Below are 19,777 nucleotides of genomic sequence, written 5' to 3' on the forward strand. Positions count from 1 at the left end.
TGGCAGCTTACACTTCGGCCTTTTCCGGCTGGCTGCTGGCCGCTGGTCGCTGGCCGCCTCCCAACGCTGCCGCCACGAACCCCGCGAAGGGCGGGCTGGGCCGCATCGGACGGCTCTTGAACTCGGGGTGGGCTTGCAGGGCCACGAAGAAGGGGTGGTCCGCGATCTCGATGCTCTCCACCAGCCCGGCCCCGCGCCCCGCCACGCCGGGGGTCACGCCGCTGATCGTCAACCCGGCAGCCTGAAGCTGCTCGACATAGGCGGGGTTGACCTCGTAGCGGTGGCGGTGGCGTTCCTTGACGGTGCCGCCCCCCGGCACGCCGTACAGCTCGGCGATCTTCGTCCCGGCGCGGAGGTCCATCGGCCAGTCGCCCAGGCGCATGGTGCCGCCCATGCCCCCCACCTCCAGTTGCTCGGGCATCAGGTCCACGACCTTGTGCGGCGCGTAGGGGTCGAACTCGGCGGAGTTGGCCCCCTCCAGTCCGGCCTTGTGGCGGGCGTACTCGATCACCGCGATCTGCATCCCCAGGCAGATGCCCAGGTACGGCACCCCGCGCGTGCGGGCGTACTCGGCGGCGCGAATCTTGCCCTCGATGCCGCGAATGCCGAAGCCGCCGGGCACCAGGATGCCGTCGGCGTCCCCGAGCTGCGATTCGAGGTCCCCCTCGGTCAGTTCCTCGGCGTTGACCCATTTGATCTTCACGCGGGCATCATTGGCGATTCCGGCGTGCGTGAGGGACTCCAGCAGGCTGAGGTAGGCGTCGGGCATCTCGGTGTACTTGCCCGCCAGAGCGATGGTGACCTCGTTCGCCGGGTGCTTGATCGTCCGCACCGCGTTCTGCCACACGCCGAGGTTGGGGTGGGTGCGCTCCAGCCCCAGCAGGTCCTCGACCGCCTTGCCCAGGCCCTGTTCCTCCAGCGCGAGCGGCAGCTCGTAGACGTGCCCCACGTCATAGGAGGAAAAGACCCGGTTTTCCCGCACGGAGGTGAACAGCGCGATCTTGCGGGTGATCTCGGGTGGCAGCTTGTCCTTGGAGCGGACCATCACGATGTCGGGGCTGATGCCCACCGAGCGCAGGGTCGCCACCGAGTGCTGGGTGGGCTTGGTCTTGAACTCGTTCGACGTGCCCAGGTACGGCACCAGCGTCAGGTGCAGGTACAGCACGTTCTCGTCGCCCTCGTCGAAGCGGAACTGCCGGATGGCTTCCAGAAAAGGCAGCGACTCGATGTCCCCCACCGTGCCGCCCACCTCGATCAGCACGATCTCGGCGCCCGCGTTCTCCCCTGCCGCGCGAATCCGGCGCTTGATCTCGTCGGTGACGTGGGGGATGACCTGCACCGTTTGCGAGAGGTAATCCCCGGCCCGCTCGCGGCGGATGACTTCGAGGTACACCTGCCCGGTCGTGATGTTGCTGCCCGGCGGAATGTCGAGGTCGAGAAAACGCTCGTAATTGCCGATATCGAGGTCGGTTTCGGCCCCGGACGCCGTCACGAAGACCTCGCCATGTTCGTAGGGGCGCATGGTGCCCGCGTCGATGTTGATGTAGGGGTCGATCTTGACCGCCGTGACCTTGTAACCCCGCGCCCGCAGGAGGGCGCCCAGGGACGCACTCGCCACGCCCTTACCGAGGCTGCTGACCACGCCGCCCGTCACGAAGATGTATTTCATGCTGAACACGAGCGCCTGACCCCCGAATCCGGCTGTGCTGTGGGGGTCAAAAAGAAAAACCGGGGCGCTCGGCCTCCGGGACTAGAGGATAGCATGGGTTGAAGGTCCATTCCCTACTTGAAAGACACTTGGAGCGCGGTTTCGTCCGGTCCGAGAGGCTCGAATCGTGGCCTGAGCCGGATAAAGGTCTCGTCGGCAATCGGCAGCACTCCCGGTTCCAGGTTGCGCTGCCGAACGCGCTGCCAGGCCTCCTCCTCGGGAGGTTCCAGGGCATAGAACGTCAGCGGCACGCTGAGCGCGGCGGCCTCGGTGCGGAGGGCGTCACGTCCCCTGCGTGTCCAGAAGCCGTCATCGAGGACGACGTGCAGGCCCAAGGCGACGGCTCGCTTCCATTGCCGTCCAGTACGGCGGCAACACGGCGGGAGGCCACCGGGAATTCCTCGACGTTCAGGTCAGGGCCGTACAGGGCAACGATCCACTCGTCGATGGTGAAGCGCAGGGCGGGCAACCCGTGTTCCAGGCACCGGGCCAACGCCGTTATTACCGCTGCCCATGTATCCGTGCAGGGCGTGAATCCCTGTGGCGGGAAGGAAGGGCGCCGTGGCTGCCGTCCCGTTTTCCCTCACCGCCCCCGCACCCGCTCCAGCAATGCCGTATTGCGCTCCTCGCGCTGCCGGCCCGCCGCCTTCTCCCACGCCGAGGCCGACCCCACCGCATAGAAGCGGTCTCGGGCACGGGTCAGGGCCGTGTAGACGAGGTTGCGCGAGAGCATCGGCATGTGGGCCTCGTGCAGTACGCCGAGGACGGTGGGCCACTCGCTGCCCTGGGCGCGGTGGACGGTCAGGGCGTAGCCGAGTTGCAGGTTGAACAGTTCTGCCCCGCCGAGGTCCACGATGTTGCCGTCGAAGTCCACGGTCAGGCGGCTGCCCTCGGCCTTGAGGACCGTGCCCAGCGTGCCGTTGAACACCTCGTTCTGGTAGTCGTTTTTCGTCTGCACGACCACGTCGCCGGGCCGCGCCTCGCCGTCGCCGATGCGGATGCCGCCCTGACCGGGGTTGAAGAGGGACTGGAGGTGGGTGTTGAGCAGCTCGACCCCCAGCGGCCCCTTGCGCATGGGCGTGAGCACCTGCACCTGCCCCGGCCCGCCAAGTTCGCGCACCATCAGGGCCACCCGGCGGGCGCCCACGTCGGGTTCGGTTTCGGTCAGGCCCAGGCGGGGGTCACCCCACTCGGGCGCCTGCCCGTGCAGCAGGCCGTGCGCCGCCCGGATGATGGGGTTCTCGGCGGCTTGGCGGTACACGGTGGTCAGGCGGACGGTGGGGGCGGCCTCGGTGATCGCGTGCAGCGGCAACCCTGCGTCCACCGGGGGAAGCTGGTCGGTATCGCCCACCAGCAGTACCCGCGCCCCCGGCGGCACGGCAGCGAGCAGCGAGAGCATCAGCGCGTCGCCGCACATGCTGACCTCGTCCACGATCAACAGGTCATAGGGCGCCGGTTCGAGGTGGTTGTGCCGGAATCCCGCCGGGCCGTACCCCAACAGGCGGTGAATGGTGGAGGCGGGGCGCCCCGTCACCTCCCCCAGACGGCGGGCCGCCTTGCCGGTGGGGGCACACAGGCCGACCTCCAGCCCCAGCTTTTCCGCGAGGTCCGCGACCGCCCGTGTGGTCGTGCTTTTCCCGGTGCCGGGGCCACCCGTCAGGACGACGAGGCGATTCTCTTCGAGCAGACCCAGCACCCCGGCCTGCTCCGCCGACAGTCCCTTCGCCGCGCCCGCGGGCACCGTCCACTCGTCCCCGGCGGGCGGGGTGGCGAGCAGGGTGCGGATGAGCTTGGCGAGCTTCTTCTCAGCCCGCAGGACGTGGGGAAGGTAGATGCGGCTCTCGCCCTCCCCCGTAGGGTCGTCGCACAGGCGGCCGAGTTCGGTGGCCGTCTCCACCGCGAGTTTGGCCTGCTCCGCCGACACGCGGGTGTAGTGCAGGACGCCGCGCTCGGCCCGTGCGCGGGGCAGGAAGGAGTGGCCGCCCTGCTGCCCCGCCTGCTGAAGCGCGTACACGGCAGCGGCAGTCAGGCGCCGGGGGTCGTCGTTCGCACCCCCCGAAGCCTGCCACAGCTTGTCAGCGGTCAGGAAGCCGATGCCCTCCACCTCGGTCAGCGCGAAGAGGTCGGCCTGGAGACGTTCCAGCGCCGCTTCTCCGAAGTGCTTGACCGCCCGCTGCGCCTGGGAGATGGAGAGGCCGAGGCCCTGGAGTCCGGCGAGGAGGCGGCGCTCCAGCCCCTGCTGGCTCCAACTGGAGACCATTTTGTGCAGGGTGGATTGGGTGACGCCGGGCACCTGCAACAGCTTTTCGGGGTCCTGTTCGAGGATGTCGAAGGTATCCGGCCCGAAGGCCCTGGCGATGCGTCCCGCAAGCACTTTGCCCACGCCACCCACCCGCGCTTCTAAGTAGGCGGCGACGCCCGCTTCGGTGAGGTCGGCGGGCTGGGCTTCGAGCACCATGTTCAGCACCCGGTACTGGTAGCCGTACTCACGGTGCTCTTCCATCAGCACCTCGGCGCTGAAGGTGTCCCCGGCGTCCAGCGGGGGCATCACGCCGATCACGGTGGCGTCGGGGTCCTCGCCCTCGGAGTTGCGCAGGCGGGCGGTCATCACGGTAAAGCCGGTGTCGGAGCGGAAGCGCACCTTGTGGACGCCGCCCGTCACGCGAAACGGCTCGGTGGGGGGCTGAGCGGTCATGGACGAGAGGATAGCGCGGCCCGTCCGGTTCTGTTGGGGGCAGAATGGGGGGCGGCCGGGCCTTCATCTTCTTGAGCTGATTTGGGCAGCGAGGACGTAGTGGCTGAACGGGGTCCCAATCCACCCGGTCCTGGCGACCGGTAGGGTCAGGCCATGCTGCGGGACACCGACTTACGAGAAGCGCTTCAATCCCTGCCCACCGCCTCCTGGGAAGGCCAGGTCTTCCGCTGCGTGAAGGGCGTGACGGCGGATGAGGTGCAGAAAAACCTGTGCAACCTGACCCAAGACGGCCGCTACAGCCGGGGCGAAGACCTGCGGGTGCTGTACACCTCGCACGGGTGGGAGGTGGCGGGCATGGAGTTCCGGCAGTCCCCGGCCAAGCCGACCCCGGCGGACCTGCGCGGCGCGACGTGCCTGGGCCTGCGGGTGTGGGCCGAGCGGGTGCTGGACCTGACGGACGCGGGGGTGCGCGAGCGGTTGGGCACCTCCTTGCAGGAGCTGACGGGCGACTGGCAATTGCTGAACGAGCAGGGCGAGGACGCGCCCACCCAGCGGCTGGGGCGGGCCGCCTTCGAGTCCGGGCGCTTCGACGCGGTGCGGGCGCCCAGCAAGCTGCGGCCCGGCGAGGCGAATCTGCTGGTGTTCGTGGACCGGACCAGGGAGCGGGTCGTGGCGACGGACCTCCCGCCGGGCTTTCCAGAACGGCTGGAGGTGTAGTCCCACCGTGACAAACCCATCCGTGCCGATGCCGTCCCCATGCTATTTTTTCCGTCATGCGCGTACTTCACACCGCCGATTTCCATGCCGGGCGGAATCTGAGGGGCTTTGACCGGACGCCCGAGATTCATGGGGCACTGACCGAGATCGCGGAGCTGGCCCGCAGCGAACGGGCCGACGTGGTGCTGGTGTCGGGCGACCTCTTCGATACGGTCAACCCCTCGGCCGAGGCGGAGGCGGCGGTCTTCGACTTCTTCCTGCGGCTGCGCGACGCAAACATTCCGGCGGTCGCCATCGCGGGGAACCACGACAGCGCGGCCCGGCTTCACAGCCTCGCCGGGCTGCTGGGGTGGGTGGGCGTGCAGCTCGTGGCGCAGCCCACCGCCAATCCCCTCGACATGATCCGCACCGTAGTCACGCGCGGCGGCGAGACGCTGACGGTGGGAGCGCTGCCTTTTCTGTCCGAGCGGCGGCTCGTCAAGGCGGCAGACGTGCTCGGCGGCGACGTGGGCGCGTGGCGGCAGAAGTACCGCGAGGGCATGGGCTTTTTCCTGCGGCGGCTGGCGGAGGGATTCCGGCCGGGCAGCGTGAATATGCTGATGGCGCACGCCACGATGGACGGGGCGGTGCCCAGCGGCTCCGAGCGCACCATGCAGTTCGACCTGCTCAACGCCTACACGCTCTCGCCGCTGCAACTTCCGGCGGCCGCGCAGTACGTGGCGCTGGGGCACGTCCACAAGCCGCAGCAGAACTCGGAGATGCCGCTCGCGCACTACCCCGGCTCAGTAATTCAGCTCGACTTCGGGGAGGGCGGCGAGAAAAAGCAGGTCAATCTGGTGGAAGTCGAGCCGGGTCGCCCCGCCCGCGTCATCCCGATTCCGCTTGCCAGCGGGCGCGAGTTGCGGACCGTGCGGGTCACGCTGGACAACGTAGACGCGCGGCTGGCGGCGCTGGAGGGCTTTCCCGGCCTCGTCAAGGTGGTTGTGCGGGCACCCTCGGGCACCGCGTTGCCGGGCCTCAAGGACCGGGTGCTGCGGCGACTGCCCAACACGCTGGCGGTGGAGCTGGACGCCGTGCAGGAGGACCTCGCCCTCCCCGAGCGGCGGCGCGAGGGGCTGAGTCTGATGGACCTGTACGAGCGCTTCCATCAGGAGCGGCGTGGAGAGCTGCCGATTGATTTGCGCGACGCCTTCCGCGAGGCGGACGAGGCCGCGCGGGGCGAGGAAGAAGGGGTGGTGGCGTGAGGCCCCTCGCCCTAGAGCTTCAGGGCTTCACCGCCTTTCGGCAGCACACCGCGCTGGACTTTTCCGACCTCGAACTCTTCGCACTGGTCGGGCCGACGGGGAGCGGCAAGTCCAGCCTCCTGGACGCGATGACCTTCGCCCTGTACGGCACCACGCCCCGGCTGGGGGCGACGGGCCTGGACGCGCTGATCTCGCAGGGGGAGCGGGGGCTGTCGGTGAGCCTCACCTTTGAGGTCGGGGACGAGACCTACCGGGTCGCCCGCTCCAAGGGGCGGCGTCAGGCCGAGAACGAGGTGCGGCTGGAGCGCCGGGAGGGAGACCGCTGGGTCAACCTCAGCGATGGCGGGACGCGGGCGGTGGGCGAGCGCATCGCGCGGGTGGTGGGGCTGGATTTCAAGACCTTCGCCCGCAGCGTGCTGCTGCCACAAGGTGAGTTCTCGCGGCTCCTGCACGGCACCGGGCGCGAGCGGCAAGCCCTGCTGGGCGAGTTGATGGGCCTGGAGCATGTCAAGGCGATGCACGGCTTTGCCGGGGACCGCGCCAAGGGCCTCAAGCACCAGCTTGGCAGTCTGCACGCGCTGCTGGAGGGTGAATACGCGGACGTGACGGTGGAGACGGTCAAGGGCTTGCGGGCCGAACGCGAGGCCGTGAGCGCCGAGGCCGAGCGGCTGACCGATACGCGCGAACGCCTTCAGGGGCAGGTCAACCGTTTGCGGGCGCTGGAGGGCGTGTGGCGCGAGCGAGAGGACACCGCCCGGCGTCTGGACGTGCTGGAGGCCCGCGCGGGGCAGGTGCGGGAAGGTGCGGAGCGGGCAGCGCGGGCGCGGCGGGTGGCTGGAGTGCTGCCGCTGCTGGACGCCGCCGAACGTGCCCGCATCGCCGCCGAGCGCGAGGAGAGCGAACGGCACCGGGCCGCGAGTGCGGAAGCGGCGGCGCGGCAAGCCGTGGACTCCGCGCAGGCGGGTTTGGAGGCAGCGGCGCTGGCAGAGCAGCGCATCCCCGACCTGGAGGCGAAGGCCGACACCCTGCGCGAAGCCGAAGCCGACGCCGCCCGGTTGCGCCGCGCCGGGGGCACCCCGCAGAGCACCCACGCCTCGCCCCTGCCCTGGGACGAGGACGCGTTCCTGGCGGCCCGCGAGGGAGCGCAGAAGCTGGACAAACTGCGGCAGGAGCGGGTCCAACTGGAAGCGCAGAAGACCGCCCTGGAGTCCAGCCGCGAGCGGCAGAGGGCGGAATTGGCCCAGCACGACGCGCTGACGGGGGAACAGGCACGGACCAAGCGAGAGGGGCAGCAGGCCAAGGCCGAACTTGACCGGGCGCAGGCGGAACTGGAGGCCGCGCGGGCACAGGCGGGACTCGCTGCCTACCGCTCGCACCTGCACCTCGGGGAGCCGTGCCCGCTGTGCGAGGGGGTGGTGGAGACCCTTCCGCCGCCCGCCGCGCACAACCTCGCGGCGCTGGAAACCCGCGTAGCGGCCCTGACCGCCGACCTCGAAGGCCGCCGATTGCGTTACAAGGAGATCGGGCTGGAACTCGCCAGCCTGAAGAAGTCCACCGAGGAGCGGGCTGCCGAACTGCGTGACTGGGAATCTCAGCTCACCCAACGCGAGGCCGACCTGCGGGTGCTAGAGAGTCACGTGACGGGCGACCCCGCCGACACCGCCGCGCGGCTCGTCGCGGGACTGGCGGCGCGGGTACGGCAGGCCGGGGCCGACCCCGCCCGCGAACGGCAACGGCTGCTGGCCGAGATCAAGACCGTGCGGGCACGTCTGACCGAGGCTCAGGCCACCCTGGCCCGTGCCGAGAGCGCCCACGCGGCGGCGGCGGCGACCCTGCGCTCGGCGGCGGCGGCGGCGGCGGGCCGTACCCGAGAGGCGGGGGAGGCGAGTGCCGCGCTGACCTCGGCTCTGGCAGAACTGCGGCTGGACGCGGCCCAGGCCCGCGCCGCCGCCCTCCCCGAAGCCGAGATCACCGCGCTGGAGGAGGCCGCGCGGACCCACACCGCGCAGGTCGGGCAACTGCGGGCACAGCTCGCGGAGCTGGAGCGGCAGCTCGGGCTGGAACCCTTCGACCCGGCGAACCTGCGCCAGGCCGAGCGCGACCTCACCGCGACGGACGCCGCACTCACCACCGCCCGCGAGCGGGCCGGGAGCCTCGCCGAGCAGGAGCGGGTGGCCCGCGAGCGGCTGGAGCGCAAGGCCGAGATCGAGCGGCAGGCGGGAGAGGTCGCCGGGCAGCTCGACACCTGGCAGACCCTCACGAACACCCTCAAGGCCAACGAGTTCCAGAGCTACCTGCTGTCCGAGGTGGAGGCTCAACTGCTGACCGGGGCCGGGACGCTCCTCTACGACATCAGCGACGGCCGCTACCGCCTCGCGCTGGAAAATGGCGAGTACGTCGTGCAGGACCTCTGGAACGCGGGCGAGACGCGGGGGGTCAAGACCTTGTCGGGCGGCGAGACCTTCCTCGCCAGCCTCTCGCTCGCCATCGCCCTGAGCGACTACCTCGCCGGGAACAAGGTGCTGGGGGCGCTCTTTCTCGACGAGGGCTTCGGCACGCTCGACCCGCAGGCGCTGGAGGCGGTCGCGGGGGCGCTGGAAAACCTCCGCACCCAGGGCCGCATGGTGGGCGTGGTGACGCACGTGGAAAGCCTCTCCGAACGCCTGCCCAGCCGCCTGCTGGTCACCAAGAGCGTAGCCGGAAGCAGCGTGCAGCGGCTGGACGGGTGAGCGGTGGGGTGACCGAGCGCGGAAGCTGGGAGGGCCGCCCCACCGTGCTGACGTGGCTGCCGGGTTATCAGCCTTCCTCTGGTGAAGCAGTCACACAGATCAGCGGCGTCTGCCTGACCGAGGAGGGCCGCGTGGTGCTGGTGTCCGAGAACGGCGAAACGTGGAGTCTGCCCGGCGGCCACCCGGAAGCCGGGGAGGACTGGGAGGCGACACTGCGGCGTGAGGGTCAGGAAGAAGCCTGCGCGGAAGTGCTGGCCTGCCGCCTGCTGGGAGCCGTGCGGGTGGAGGGGCTGACGCCGGAGCCGTACTTCCAGTTGCGCTACCAGGCGCGGGTGCGGCTGGACGTCTTCACCCCCGTATTCGAGATGCGCCACCGGGTCGCCGTCTCCCCCACCGAGGTCACCCGGCTTCTGCTGTGGGCAGCGGGGCCAATTGGACGGGCACTGCTGGCCGACGCGCTGGCGCAGGATGTTCCGTGACGGCTGACCTCCCCCGGCTGCTGGGAGAACGCGGCGCTCTACGCCCCGGCCACACCGCCTTTCGCAATGGCCTGCATGCGGACGGCTGGATAGAGAAGGGGGAGATCGTCCGCGATCCGGCCACATTGGACGGGGTGGCAGCGGTGCAGGCGGCCTCGCTGCGGGCCGCGTTTCCCGAGGCGACCCTGCTGGTGGGGGCGCCCGCGTGCGGGGCGGTGCTGGCTTCCTTCGTGGCGCGGCACCTGGGCCTGCCTGTCGCCTACGTCCTGACGGGCGAGCGACCGGGCTGGCACCGGATGCACGTCCCCACGCCCGGTGAGCGGCTGGTGTACGTGGACGACCTGATCTGCACCGGGACGGACGCCCGCGCGGTCCTGACATTTCTGCGAGGTGAGGGGCACACGGCCCTCGGCGTGAGCGCGTGGCTCAGCAGAACGGGGCTGGAAGGCGAACGGCTGGTGACGCTGACGGGAGCGCCCTTTCAGACCTTCCCGGCGGCGGAGTGCCCGCTGTGTGCGGCAGGGGAAGGGCTGATCTGGCGGGACGTGCGGGAGTAGGTCAGGCCCGCAGGCCGGGCGGCAATGCCACGGCATACACCGCGAGCGGCACCCACAGCCCGTCCGGGCCGCCACGTGGCCGGGGCCGACCGTCCGGGCCGAGGTAGATCATCCGGTAGCGGCGGCGCTGCCACTCCAGCTCGCCGCCTACCACGCAGAACAGGTCCGCGACGACGTTGGCGGCGGCGGGGTCCGTATCGGTAGCGGCCAGGATGCGGAAGTTGCGCAGGGGCTGGCGGCGGTAGTGCAGGCGGGCGGCCTTCACCTCCCGGCCCGTCGGCGTGCGCCAGGGATCGGGCCGGGCACCGGAGGCGGGGAGCCAGCGGGCCAGTTCGGCATACTCCCGCCGCTGCCAGCGGGCCAGGATGCCCGCGAGCACTTCGGGGGGCGTCGGCTCGGTCATGGCGGGCAGGATGGCGCGGGATGTGGCAAAGGGGCATCCGGCGACTGGCCTACCCGGACCCTCCTCAAACGGCCGAGGACCGCGCGGGCGCCTCGTCCCCCTGGCGGATGCTCAGGACTCGGCTTGAGCCGGACGCGTCGGTGGTCACGCCCCACAGCGCGTGGGCGACCTCCATCGTGGCCTTCTGGTGGGTGACGAGCAGGAACTGGGCACCCCGCGCGGAGAAGCGCTCCAGAAAGGCCGTGAAGCGGCGGATATTCGCCTCGTCCAGCGGCGCGTCCACCTCGTCCAGCACAGCGAGGGGCAGGCCGCCCGCCCCTCCCTCTCCCCCGGCGTGGTTCAGCGCGAAGAGAAAGCCCAGCCCCGCCATCGTGCGCTCGCCCGCGCTGAGGAGGGTCATGGAGCGGGTGCGCTTGCCCTTGGGTTGGACGGCGAGGCGCAGCCCGGCCAGGCGGCCCGAGGCGTCCTCCTCGGGTTCCAGTTCGCCCTGGCCCCCCAGCAGTTCGGCGGAGTACTCCCGGAAGGCGGTATTGACGCGCCCAAAGGCCGCGCGGGTGGCCTGCTCCTCGGCCCCCGCCAGCCCGGTGAGGTGGGCCTGCAACTCGGCGGCGGCGGCCTCGGCATCCCCGAGTTCGGCGGAGAGGCGCTCCAACTCGGCCGCCTCGGCAGCATGGTCGGCCTCGGCGCGGGCGTTGACTGGGCCGAGGCGCTCCAGCTCGCCGCGCACGCGGGTCAGCTCGGCGGTCCACTCGCGGGGGGTGCCGGGGGGACTGCACCCGTCGGGCAGCGGTTCCAGGCTGCCCTCGCGCCGGGCGACGAGCAGGCGCAGATCCTCCAATCGGGCGCGGACCTTGTTCTGCTCCCCGATCAGCGAGGTGTAGGCCTGGGTCGCGGCCTCCCGCTCGGCCTCGGCGCGGGCGAGTTCATGCTCGTCGAGGGTTCCCAGCGCGGCCTCGCGGCGGGCGACCTCGGCGGCGGCTCCGGCGAGGTGCGTGCCCTGGGTCTGCTGGGCGGCGGCGTTGGCGGCCAGGCGCTCCCGCAGGTCGGCGGCGCGGGCGTGGGCGCTGCGGTAGGCCCGCCACGCGGCGTCCAGCTCGCGGGCCAGGGCTAAGGCCTCCAGCGCCGTGCGTTCCCCGGCACGGCCCTCCTCGGCAGCGCGGCGGGCAGTGAGGAGGTCGGCTTCCAGCGCAGCAGGGTCGGCGGGCGGCTCGGTGGACTGGGGAGCCGCAGGTGGGGCCGACGCCTCCAGCCGCTCGCGCAGGCGGTCGCGGTGAGCAGTCAGGCTGCGGGCCTGCGCCTCCAGCTCAGTGACGCGGCGCTCGGCGTCACGGGCCTCCCGAACGGCGGCGTCGCGGGCCGACTGGAGGAAGGAAGGCCCGGTCCCTGGCCCCACTAGCCCCGCCTCCACCCGTTCCAGCTCAGCCCGGAGGCGGACGGCACGGCGCTCGGCATCCTCCAGCTCGGCGTCGAGTTCCTGAAAGCGGCGCTGGTCGGCCAGCACGCTGCTCCCGCTGTCGCGCAGGCGCCCGCCCGTGATTGCCCCCCCGGCTTCCAGCAATTCGCCTTCCGACGTGACAAGGCGCGGCCGGGTGGGGTAGGCGCGGGCGAGGCGGTTGGCCGCCCGCAGGTCTTCCACGATCAGGGTGTCGGCCAGAATCGCCTCCCCGACAATCGGAGGGTCGGTGGGGCACAGGTCCGCGAGGTTGCCGAGCACGCCTGCCTCGCGCAGCAGTGCTCCGTCGCGCCGGGGCCGGGACCGCAGGAGGTCGAGCGGGAGGAAGGTCGCGCGGCCCCCCGTCCGCTTGAGTTCCTCGATGATGGCGCGGGCGTCCTCGCCGGAGTGGACGACAATCTGTTCCAGACGGCGTCCCAGCGCGGCGGTCACGGCCGTCTCGTACTCGGCGGGCACGGTGAGGAGATCGGCCACCGATCCCACGATGCCGGGGTGATCGAGGCGCAGGGCGTTGCGGGCGCCCTCGCCATAGCGGGCGTAGGAGTTCAGCGCCGCTTCCAGCCGCTCGCGCTCGCGGCGCAAGGGGGCGAGGCCAGCATTCAGGCGGGCGAGTTCGCCCTCCAGGTGACGGGCGTGGGCCTGGGCCTGGGCGAGTCCGGCGGCCTGGGCCGCGTAGGCCGCCTCAGCCTCGTCGCGGGCAGCGGTCAGCGCGGTCAGGCGGTCCTGGGCGGCGGCCAGCGATTCCAGCGCCGACTCCAGATTGCCCTCGGCGCGGTCCAGCTCGGCGGTCAGCGTCTCGCGGCTGGCGTCCAGGCGGGCGGCGGCCTCGGCGGTGCGGGCGGCCTGCGCCTGGGCGCGGGTCAGCTCGGCTTCGAGGGTGCGGGCGCGGCGTTCGGCAGCCTCGGCACGGGTGCGGGCAGCGGTGACCTCGGCTTCCAGCACGGGCAGGTCAGGGGCGGGCTCGGCGGGAGCCTGAGCGGGCAGGGCCGCGAGTTCCGCCTCCAGCCTCTCGGCCTCCCCTCGGAGGTGCCCCGCGTAGCGTTCGGCCTGGCTATGGGCGTCGCGGGCGGCCCGCAGCGCGTCGAGCGCCCCGGCGAACGCCTCGGCGCGGGCGCGGGCGGCGTGGGCGGCGTCGCGGGCGGCTTCCACCCGTTCGGCTCCCCGCGCGACCTCCCCGGCGAGGGCAGCGGAGCGCGTTTCCAGTGACTCCGCCTCCTGCCGGGCCGCCGCAATCTCGCGTCCCAGGGCGAGTTGGCGCTCGCGGCGCAGGGCGTCTTCCAGGGTCAGGACGCGGCCGCTGAGCTGCCGGTGGGTCCGGGCGTCCTGGGCAGCCTGCGCGAGCCGCTCGACCGCCGCCGCCCGCTCCCCCTGCACCAGCCGCAAGCGGTCCAGATGTTCCCCGGCCTCGCGCAGCCGGGCCGCCGCTTCCAGCCTCGCACTCACCGCGCGGGACAGTCCGGCAGCCTCCTGCACGTAGCCCAGCAGGGTGCGGCCCTCGGCCTGCACCACCCCGCTGACCTCGCCCTGCCCGATCACGGCGAGGCCCCCCGGCCCCAGCCCGGTGCCGCGCAGGGCCGACTGGACGTCGCGGGCGCGGGCAGGGCGGCCTCCCAGGTCCTGCTCGGCGGTGCCGTCGCGGTAGACCCGGCGGCAGAGGTTGACCCGGCCCTCGGGGGTCTGGAGTTCCAGCTCCACCTCGGCCAGCCCCAGCGGAGCCTTGCCGCCGCTGCCGTGGAAGATCAGCTCGGTGCCGCGCCCGGCCCGCAGTTCCCGCGCCCGTGCCCCGTGGGTGGCCCAGCGAATGGCCTCCACCACGTTGCTCTTGCCGCTGCCGTTCGGCCCGATGACCGCGCTGACGCCGGGGCCGAACTCCAGCCGGGTGCGGTCGGCAAAGCTCTTGAAGCCGTGGAGGGTGATGCTGCGGAGCATGACTTAGGCGGGCCGGGTCACTGGTCGGTGCAGTCCTGGGCGCGGTACGGCTCGCGCAGGTCGAGGTGCCACAGGGTTTCGACGTTCTTGCCCCCGACCAGGAAGGTCACGTCCTGCCCGCCCACCTCCAGCAGGGTGCGGGTCAGGCTGCACAGCAGCATCCGCTCGCCGCTGGTGCCGTAGCGCAGCCGCTGGTAGCTCTCTGGGAGGTCCACGTAGACGTGGGTGCCGCGCAGCCACACGTTCGGCGCGGGGCTGCCCTTGGGCACGACCGGGAGCGAGCCCTGCGTCTGCGGCCCGTTCGCCCAGGCCCGCAGCGCCGCCTGCGCCGTGGCCGAGGGCGTGTCATGGGTCACCTGCACGGTGCGGGTCTCGGGCTTCATGGTCTGAACCTGCGCGTCGCTGAAGTAGACCTTGACCGGCTTGGACTGCCGCTCCTGAAGCTGGAGCTTGGGCGCCTCGGGCGTCTCGGGGGGCCGCTGCACTTCGGTGTAGGCGTAGGCCGCCGCCCCCAGCAGGGCCAGGCTCACCACGTTAAAGAGGGAAAAGAGGCGCTTCACTGGCCCGCTCCTGCCGCGCTGCTGGCCTGGGTGTCCGTGGCGGGTGTGGCCGACACCGTGCGCCCGGCATTCGCGGCCCGGGCGGTGAGGTAGGTCGCCACCGAGCGGGCCACCGCCACCGACATCGCCCGCAGGTGCCCCGACGAGGCGAGATCGGCGCGGTCATCCTCATTGCCCACCCAGCCCAGTTCCAGCAGCAGCGCGGCCTGCGGCGCCTCGCCCAGCGTGAGCGTGCGGCTGACCGTCTCGGCCTGCGCGGTCACGCCGCCGCCCTTGAGTTCGCCCCGCAGCAGCTCGCTGAGGCGCTTGGTGCCCCCCGACCCCCCAATGGCGAGATCGATGTAGGGGGCCTTGCCGCCCGAGCGCACGGCCTCCACGATCTGCGCGGTCGCGCGGCCGGTCGGCTCGTAGACCGTCACGCCGCCCCGGTCGGTGCCGGGGAAACGGCCGAGGTCCAGCGCCAGATACACGTCGCTGCGCCGCGCCAGCGCGAGCTTCTGGTTCAGGCCCAGGGCACTCTGGCCGTCGCGGGTCAGGCGCACCTGCCACCCCGCCTGGCTCAGCAACTCGGCCGCGCGGCGGGCCACATCCAGGGTCACGTCGCGCCCCAGCCCCTCCACGCGGGCGGGGTCCAGCACGATCAGCGGGCGCGAGATGCGTTCCAGCAGCGCCGGGCTGGTGTAGGGAATCCCCGGTCCCGCGTCCACGACGAGCCGTGCCCCGCCGGGCCGCACCACCCGGTAGACCCGGTAGCCGCTGCCGGGCGGCAGGGTGAAGCTGAGCCTCAGGTCTTCCCCATCGCGGGCCACCTGCGCCCGTGGCACGAAGGCCCCGCGCGTGGTGTAGCGCCGCGCCTCGCCCTGCACGTCCTCCAGCGTCACGGTGACGGTGGTGCCGCGCAGCTCGTCGCTGAAGCTCACGTCGCGGGTGAGGTCGAGCACCAGACGGTCGCTGCTGGCCCCCGCGCGGCTGCTCACGCCCTGAAGGCGGGCCGGAATCACCCGGAAGTTTCCGGCGCGGTACTCCGCTCCCAGGCCCCGCGCCAGCGTGTCCAGCGGCAGGTAGAGGTTGCCGTTGAGCAGGGTGGCGGTTCGGGCCTTGACGCGCGTGGTGTCGAGCTGCACGGTGTTGAAATCGGTGGCGGCCCGCTGCGGGTCCTCGTCGAGGGGGAACAGCAGGACGTGCCCGTAGCCCTCCACCCGGATAACCTGGCCCTCGCGGCTGATGCGGACCACCCGGCCGAGCACGCTCTGGCTGGCGTACTCGGCCCCGTAGAGGTTCACACTCTGGACCTGCTGCCCGGCGAGGTTCAGGCGCGAAAAGGCGATCTGTGCCCCCGCCAGCCCCGCCATCAGCAGGGCGGCCGAGAGCAGCAGCGGGCGGGCCAGCGCCCGGCTGATACGCGGCCCCCTCACAGTTCTCGCAGCTCCCGGCGCAGGGTCTTCTCGGCCTCGGCGCGGCGCTTGTCGTGCAGCTTCTTGCCCCGGGCGAGGGCCAGCTCGACCTTAAAGACCCGGCCCTTCTGGTAGAGCCGCGTGGGCACCAGGGTCAGGCCCTTTTGCTCCAGCGCCCGCTTCAGCTTGCCGATCTCCTCGCGGTGCAGCAGCAACCGGCGGGCGCGGCGGGGCTCGTGGTTGTTGTAGGTGGCTTCAGTGTAGGTCGGAATGTACAACCCCTCCAGCTCGATATTTCCACCCGACAGACGGGCAAAGGCGTCCCGGAAATCCACGCCGCCCGCCCGGACGCTCTTGACCTCGCTGCCCGTCAGGGCGATGCCCGCCTCGAAGCGCTCCAGCAGTTCGTACTCGTGGTGTGCGCGGCGGTTCGTGTACACGCGGGGCATTCTAGGGCAAATCGCGCGGCGGGGGCAGATCAGACAGCAAAGCCCCCGGCGCGGGGCCAGGGGCGAGCGGGAAGAGACGCCTTACTTCTGCGGCGGTCTGCTCGGCCGCACCTCGATGCGGCTGGGCAGCGTGCGCTCCGGCATCGCCAGCAGGTCGAGGGTGAGCTGCGCGATGTCCTCCGGCTGAATCTTCCAGGCGTCGGCCTCGTTGGGGGTGTGCCCGCCAAAAAAGGTCGCCACGCTGCCGGGCATGATCTGGGTCACCTTGATGCCGTGCTGGCGCAGGTCGAGGGTGAGCACTTCCGACAGGCCGTTGAGGCCGAACTTGCTCGCGTTGTACGCCCCGCCGCCCGCGAAGGGGTTCTTCCCCGCGAGGCTCGACAGGGTGAAGATGTATCCGCCCCGCCGCTTGAGGGCGCTCAGCCCCGCCTTGACCGTATAGAAGGCCCCGCTGAGGTTGGTGTCGATGACCTCCTGCCACTGCTCGGTGGTCAGGTCCTCGACGTTGGCGAAGTGGCCCAGCCCCGCATTCACGAACAGCACGTCGAGGCCGCCGAAGGCCCCCACGTGGGCGTCCACCGCTTGCTGGAGGGCCTGCGGGTCGCGCACGTCGCAGACCACGCCACGCGTGCGTCCCCCGATCTCACGGGCAGCGGCCTCGATTTCGCCCTGCTTGCGGCTGGTGATCGTCACCGCGTACCCGGCTCCCGTGAGCGCCCGCGCCACCTCCAGCCCGATGCCCTTGCTGGCCCCGGTGACAAAGGCGCTCTTGCCTTCTTTTTGCCCCATCTGCTGCGTCATGCCCGCACCGTAACTTGCCTGATGCGGGCAGGGCGGGCCAGGTAAAGGGCGGCTCAAGTGAGCGGGCCCAGAGCCGCCTGAACCTCCCCTCATGGGTGTGAGGACGGCATTAAGCGAGCGGGGGCGCACCGGACGCAAGTCGCCGCTTAGGGTGAAAGGTGAATGCGGGCGGGCCGTCCCCCCGGACACTCCCTTTCCCCAGCCCGCACCCTGGAGGTTGTATGACTCTGAACACCGATCGGCTCTCTCGCCGCCTGAGCTGGCGCGGCGTCCTCGCAGGCGTCGTGCTGGGGCTGGTCACGACCCTGACCGTGCTGGCCCTGGGCCTCGTGATCACGGCCCTGACCGGCATCACCCTGACGGGCACTGGCATTCAGGCCGCGATCTGGACAGCCATCGCCGCGCTCGCCGGGGCCTGGGCGGCCGGGCGCACGGCGGTGCGGGCGAGTGCGCCTTCGACCCGCAACGACGACGGCATTGCCGCGATGACCCCGGAAGACGCCTCGCTGACCGGGCTGATCACGGGCGGGCTGCTGGTGCTGCTGCTGACCTACACCCTGTTCGGGGCGGCCCGCAGCCTGCTGGGCCTGGCGACCAACGCCGTGAGCAGTGTTGTGGGCGCTGCCACGAGCGCGGCAGCCAACACCGACGCGCAGGCCCCGGCCGGGCTTCAGAGCTTCGTAGACGGGATCACCCGCGACGATATCGAAGAACTGATCGCCAGCCAGAGCCCCAGCCTGAATGCAGCGCAGGTGGACGCCGCCTCGGACGTGGTGACCGGCATTTTCCGCCGCACCCGCTATGACCTCGGGCAACAGGACCTTGCCGACCTGCCCGACTTCGCTTCGGCCCGCGTGAACGCCATTCGCAACGCGCTGACGGGCGAGCAGTTCGTGACCCGGCTGGAGCGGCAAGGCCTGAGCACCGCGCAGGCCGAAGAGGTCCGCACCGTCGTGTCCAACGAGGTCAACCGGCTGGAGCAGCAGGCGCAGCAGGTGGCCGAAACCGCCGAAGCGACCGCCCGCACCACCGCCCGCAACACCGGCCTGGGCTGGCTGCTGGCGGCCGGGCTGACCCTGCTGCTCTCGTGGCTGGGCGCCCGCGGCGCCGCGACGCACCCCGCGATCAGCACGCTGCCCATTGACCGCCGGTAAGCCCCTGTTCACCCTGCGCCGCCCTCCGATCCGGGGGGCGGGTTTTTTCTGCGTCCTCGCACCCTTCATCGGTCATTGACCTGCGGTTTCAGGGCAGGGAGGAGAGTAGCCTGCTCCCCATGACCGATTTGGCCCCCCTTTCCCCGCAGGCGCAGCGGGCGCGGCAACTGGCGACCACGGGCCTGATCTTGGGTGTCTTTCTGGCAGCGCTGGAGTCCAGCGTGGTGGCGACGGCCATGCCCAGCGTGATCGCGGACCTGGGAGGCCAGCGGCTCTACGCGCTGCCCTTCGCGGTGTACCTGCTGACGAGCACGGTGTCCAGCCCGCTGTGGGGCCGCGCCTCGGATGTGGTGGGGCGGCGGCGGCTGTACCTGACCGGCGTGGTGCTGTTCTTGCTGGGCAGCGCCCTGTGCGGCCTAGCCCAGAGCATGGGCTGGCTGGTGGGGGCGCGGGCCTTGCAGGGGCTGGGGGCGGGAGCGGTCCTGCCGCTGACCCTGACGATCATCGGGGAGACGTACTCGCTGGCCGAACGCGGTCGGGTGCAGGCCTTTATCAGCGGGGTGTGGGGGATTTCTGGGCTGCTGGGGCCGCTACTGGGCGGGTGGCTGACCGACACGCTCTCGTGGCGCTGGACCTTCTACGCCTCGCTGCCGTTCGGAGTGGCCGCCTTGCTGATCGCCCTGCGACACCTGCGCGAGACGGGGACCCCACGCCCGGCGCGGCTGGACTGGGCAGGGGCGGCGCTGTTCACGCTGGGCAGCGGCCTGACGGTGTGGGGGCTGGAATCACGGGCGTGGGCGATGGTGGGGGCGGGCCTGCTGATTTTGCTGGCGGCCGTGATGGTGGAGCGGCGCCACCCCCAGCCCCTGCTGCCGATGGGGGCGCTGCGCCAGCGCACGACCGCCATCGCCTTCGCGGGGAATCTGCTGGGCGGCGCGGCTTACTTCGGCGTGATCGCCTACCTCCCGCTCTACGCGCAGGGGGTGGGCGGCGGAAGTGCGACGGGCGCGGGGGCCATCCTCACGCCCATGCTGGTGGGCTGGACGCTGACGAGCATCCTCGCGGCGCGGCTGCTGAACAGGGTGCCCCTCGCGCGGCTCTCGCAGGTGGGGTTTTTGGTGCTGACAGGCACCTTTGCGGCGCTCACCTTCGCCGTCCACGCGCCGCTGTGGGTCACCTCGGCCCTGGGGTTCGTGGTGGGGATGGGGATGGGCTTCGCCATGCTGAGCCTGCTGCTCTCGGCGCAGGAGCGGGCGGGGCGCGAAGAACTGGGCGCGGTGACGAGCGGTGTGCTGTTCGCCCGGCAGATGGGCGGGGCGCTGGGGGTGGCGCTGATGGCCCTCTTGATCGGCCCCGCCGCGATTCTGGCAGGCGGCCCGGCGCTGGCCGAGGGCTTGCAGCGGGCCTACGTGTTGGCGCTCGCACTGGTGGCGGGTGGGCTGGTGCTGAGCCTGCGCCTGCGGGCGGTGCGGCCCGTGCAGGCGGGAGCGGCGGATTGAGAAACC

Annotated in this window: 16 protein-coding genes; 7 read left to right on the forward strand and 9 right to left on the reverse strand. The window is 71.6% G+C overall.

Annotated elements, in window-relative coordinates; all coding sequences use genetic code 11:
• Nucleotides 1-7: 7 nt before the first annotated feature.
• The 3 genes from L1280_RS03770 to L1280_RS03780 all read right to left on the reverse strand — a co-directional run bounded on the left by L1280_RS03770 (nt 8) and on the right by L1280_RS03780 (nt 4,403).
• Nucleotides 8-1,669, reverse strand: a complete 1,662-nt coding sequence (locus L1280_RS03770) for a CTP synthase (RefSeq protein WP_253580738.1) — start codon at nt 1,667-1,669, stop codon at nt 8-10.
• Between the two features lie 113 nt (nt 1,670-1,782).
• On the reverse strand, nt 1,783-2,106 hold the full coding sequence (locus tag L1280_RS03775) for an AAA family ATPase (RefSeq protein ID WP_371922877.1): 324 nt from the start codon (nt 2,104-2,106) through the stop codon (nt 1,783-1,785).
• 185 nt (nt 2,107-2,291) lie between these two features.
• Nucleotides 2,292-4,403 carry an ATP-dependent RecD-like DNA helicase gene (locus L1280_RS03780; RefSeq protein ID WP_253580740.1) on the reverse strand — a complete coding sequence of 704 codons (2,112 nt, stop codon included), beginning with the start codon at nt 4,401-4,403 and terminating at the stop codon, nt 2,292-2,294.
• Nucleotides 4,404-4,556: 153 nt separating this feature from the next.
• Between L1280_RS03780 and L1280_RS03785 the strand changes: the two genes are divergently transcribed.
• The 5 genes from L1280_RS03785 to L1280_RS03805 are packed head-to-tail and all read left to right on the forward strand — an operon-like array spanning nt 4,557 to nt 10,129.
• Nucleotides 4,557-5,120: an RES family NAD+ phosphorylase gene (locus tag L1280_RS03785; RefSeq protein ID WP_253580741.1), complete on the forward strand. Its 564-nt coding sequence runs from the start codon at nt 4,557-4,559 to the stop codon at nt 5,118-5,120.
• A 56-nt stretch (nt 5,121-5,176) separates the two neighbouring features.
• A complete protein-coding gene (locus L1280_RS03790) occupies nt 5,177-6,364 on the forward strand; it encodes an exonuclease SbcCD subunit D (RefSeq protein WP_253580742.1) in 1,188 nt (395 codons plus the stop codon).
• A complete protein-coding gene (locus L1280_RS03795; protein ID WP_253580743.1) occupies nt 6,361-9,093 on the forward strand; it encodes an AAA family ATPase in 2,733 nt (910 codons plus the stop codon). The genes L1280_RS03790 and L1280_RS03795 overlap by 4 nt, the downstream gene beginning before the upstream one ends.
• 8 nt (nt 9,094-9,101) lie before the next feature.
• The gene (locus tag L1280_RS03800; protein ID WP_253580744.1) at nt 9,102-9,572 is read left to right on the forward strand and encodes an NUDIX domain-containing protein; all 471 of its coding nucleotides are present in this window, start codon (nt 9,102-9,104) and stop codon (nt 9,570-9,572) included.
• The gene (locus L1280_RS03805) at nt 9,569-10,129 is read left to right on the forward strand and encodes an orotate phosphoribosyltransferase (RefSeq protein ID WP_253580745.1); all 561 of its coding nucleotides are present in this window, start codon (nt 9,569-9,571) and stop codon (nt 10,127-10,129) included. Before L1280_RS03800 ends, L1280_RS03805 begins: the two co-directional genes overlap by 4 nt.
• 1 nt (nt 10,130) lies before the next feature.
• Here L1280_RS03805 and L1280_RS03810 read toward each other — a convergent pair whose 3' ends face one another.
• The 6 genes from L1280_RS03810 to L1280_RS03835 all read right to left on the reverse strand — a co-directional run bounded on the left by L1280_RS03810 (nt 10,131) and on the right by L1280_RS03835 (nt 17,118).
• Nucleotides 10,131-10,532, reverse strand: a complete 402-nt coding sequence (locus tag L1280_RS03810) for a hypothetical protein (RefSeq protein WP_253580746.1) — start codon at nt 10,530-10,532, stop codon at nt 10,131-10,133.
• A 64-nt stretch (nt 10,533-10,596) separates the two neighbouring features.
• Nucleotides 10,597-13,914, reverse strand: coding sequence for a chromosome segregation SMC family protein (locus tag L1280_RS03815; RefSeq protein ID WP_253580747.1), 3,318 nt, complete (start codon nt 13,912-13,914; stop codon nt 10,597-10,599).
• Nucleotides 13,915-13,931: 17 nt separating this feature from the next.
• Nucleotides 13,932-14,474: a GerMN domain-containing protein gene (locus tag L1280_RS03820; RefSeq protein ID WP_253580748.1), complete on the reverse strand. Its 543-nt coding sequence runs from the start codon at nt 14,472-14,474 to the stop codon at nt 13,932-13,934.
• Entirely contained in the window at nt 14,471-15,826 is a 1,356-nt protein-coding gene (locus L1280_RS03825) for an N-acetylmuramoyl-L-alanine amidase (RefSeq protein ID WP_253581078.1), read from the reverse strand. Before L1280_RS03825 ends, L1280_RS03820 begins: the two co-directional genes overlap by 4 nt.
• Before the next feature lie 59 nt (nt 15,827-15,885).
• Nucleotides 15,886-16,317, reverse strand: a complete 432-nt coding sequence (smpB, locus tag L1280_RS03830) for an SsrA-binding protein SmpB (RefSeq protein ID WP_253580749.1) — start codon at nt 16,315-16,317, stop codon at nt 15,886-15,888.
• 81 nt (nt 16,318-16,398) lie between these two features.
• Nucleotides 16,399-17,118 (reverse strand): SDR family oxidoreductase, encoded by a 720-nt coding sequence (locus L1280_RS03835; protein ID WP_253580750.1) that lies wholly within the window; start codon nt 17,116-17,118, stop codon nt 16,399-16,401.
• 221 nt (nt 17,119-17,339) lie between these two features.
• On the opposite strand from L1280_RS03835, the gene L1280_RS03840 reads away from it, so the two are divergent.
• The gene (locus L1280_RS03840; protein ID WP_253580751.1) at nt 17,340-18,272 is read left to right on the forward strand and encodes a hypothetical protein; all 933 of its coding nucleotides are present in this window, start codon (nt 17,340-17,342) and stop codon (nt 18,270-18,272) included.
• Nucleotides 18,273-18,391: 119 nt separating this feature from the next.
• Nucleotides 18,392-19,771, forward strand: coding sequence for an MFS transporter (locus L1280_RS03845; protein WP_253580752.1), 1,380 nt, complete (start codon nt 18,392-18,394; stop codon nt 19,769-19,771).
• The last annotated feature ends 6 nt before the right edge of the window (nt 19,772-19,777 follow it).

This window comes from Deinococcus sp. HSC-46F16, from assembly GCF_024171495.1.
In the GTDB taxonomy this organism is placed as follows: Bacteria; Deinococcota; Deinococci; order Deinococcales; family Deinococcaceae; genus Deinococcus.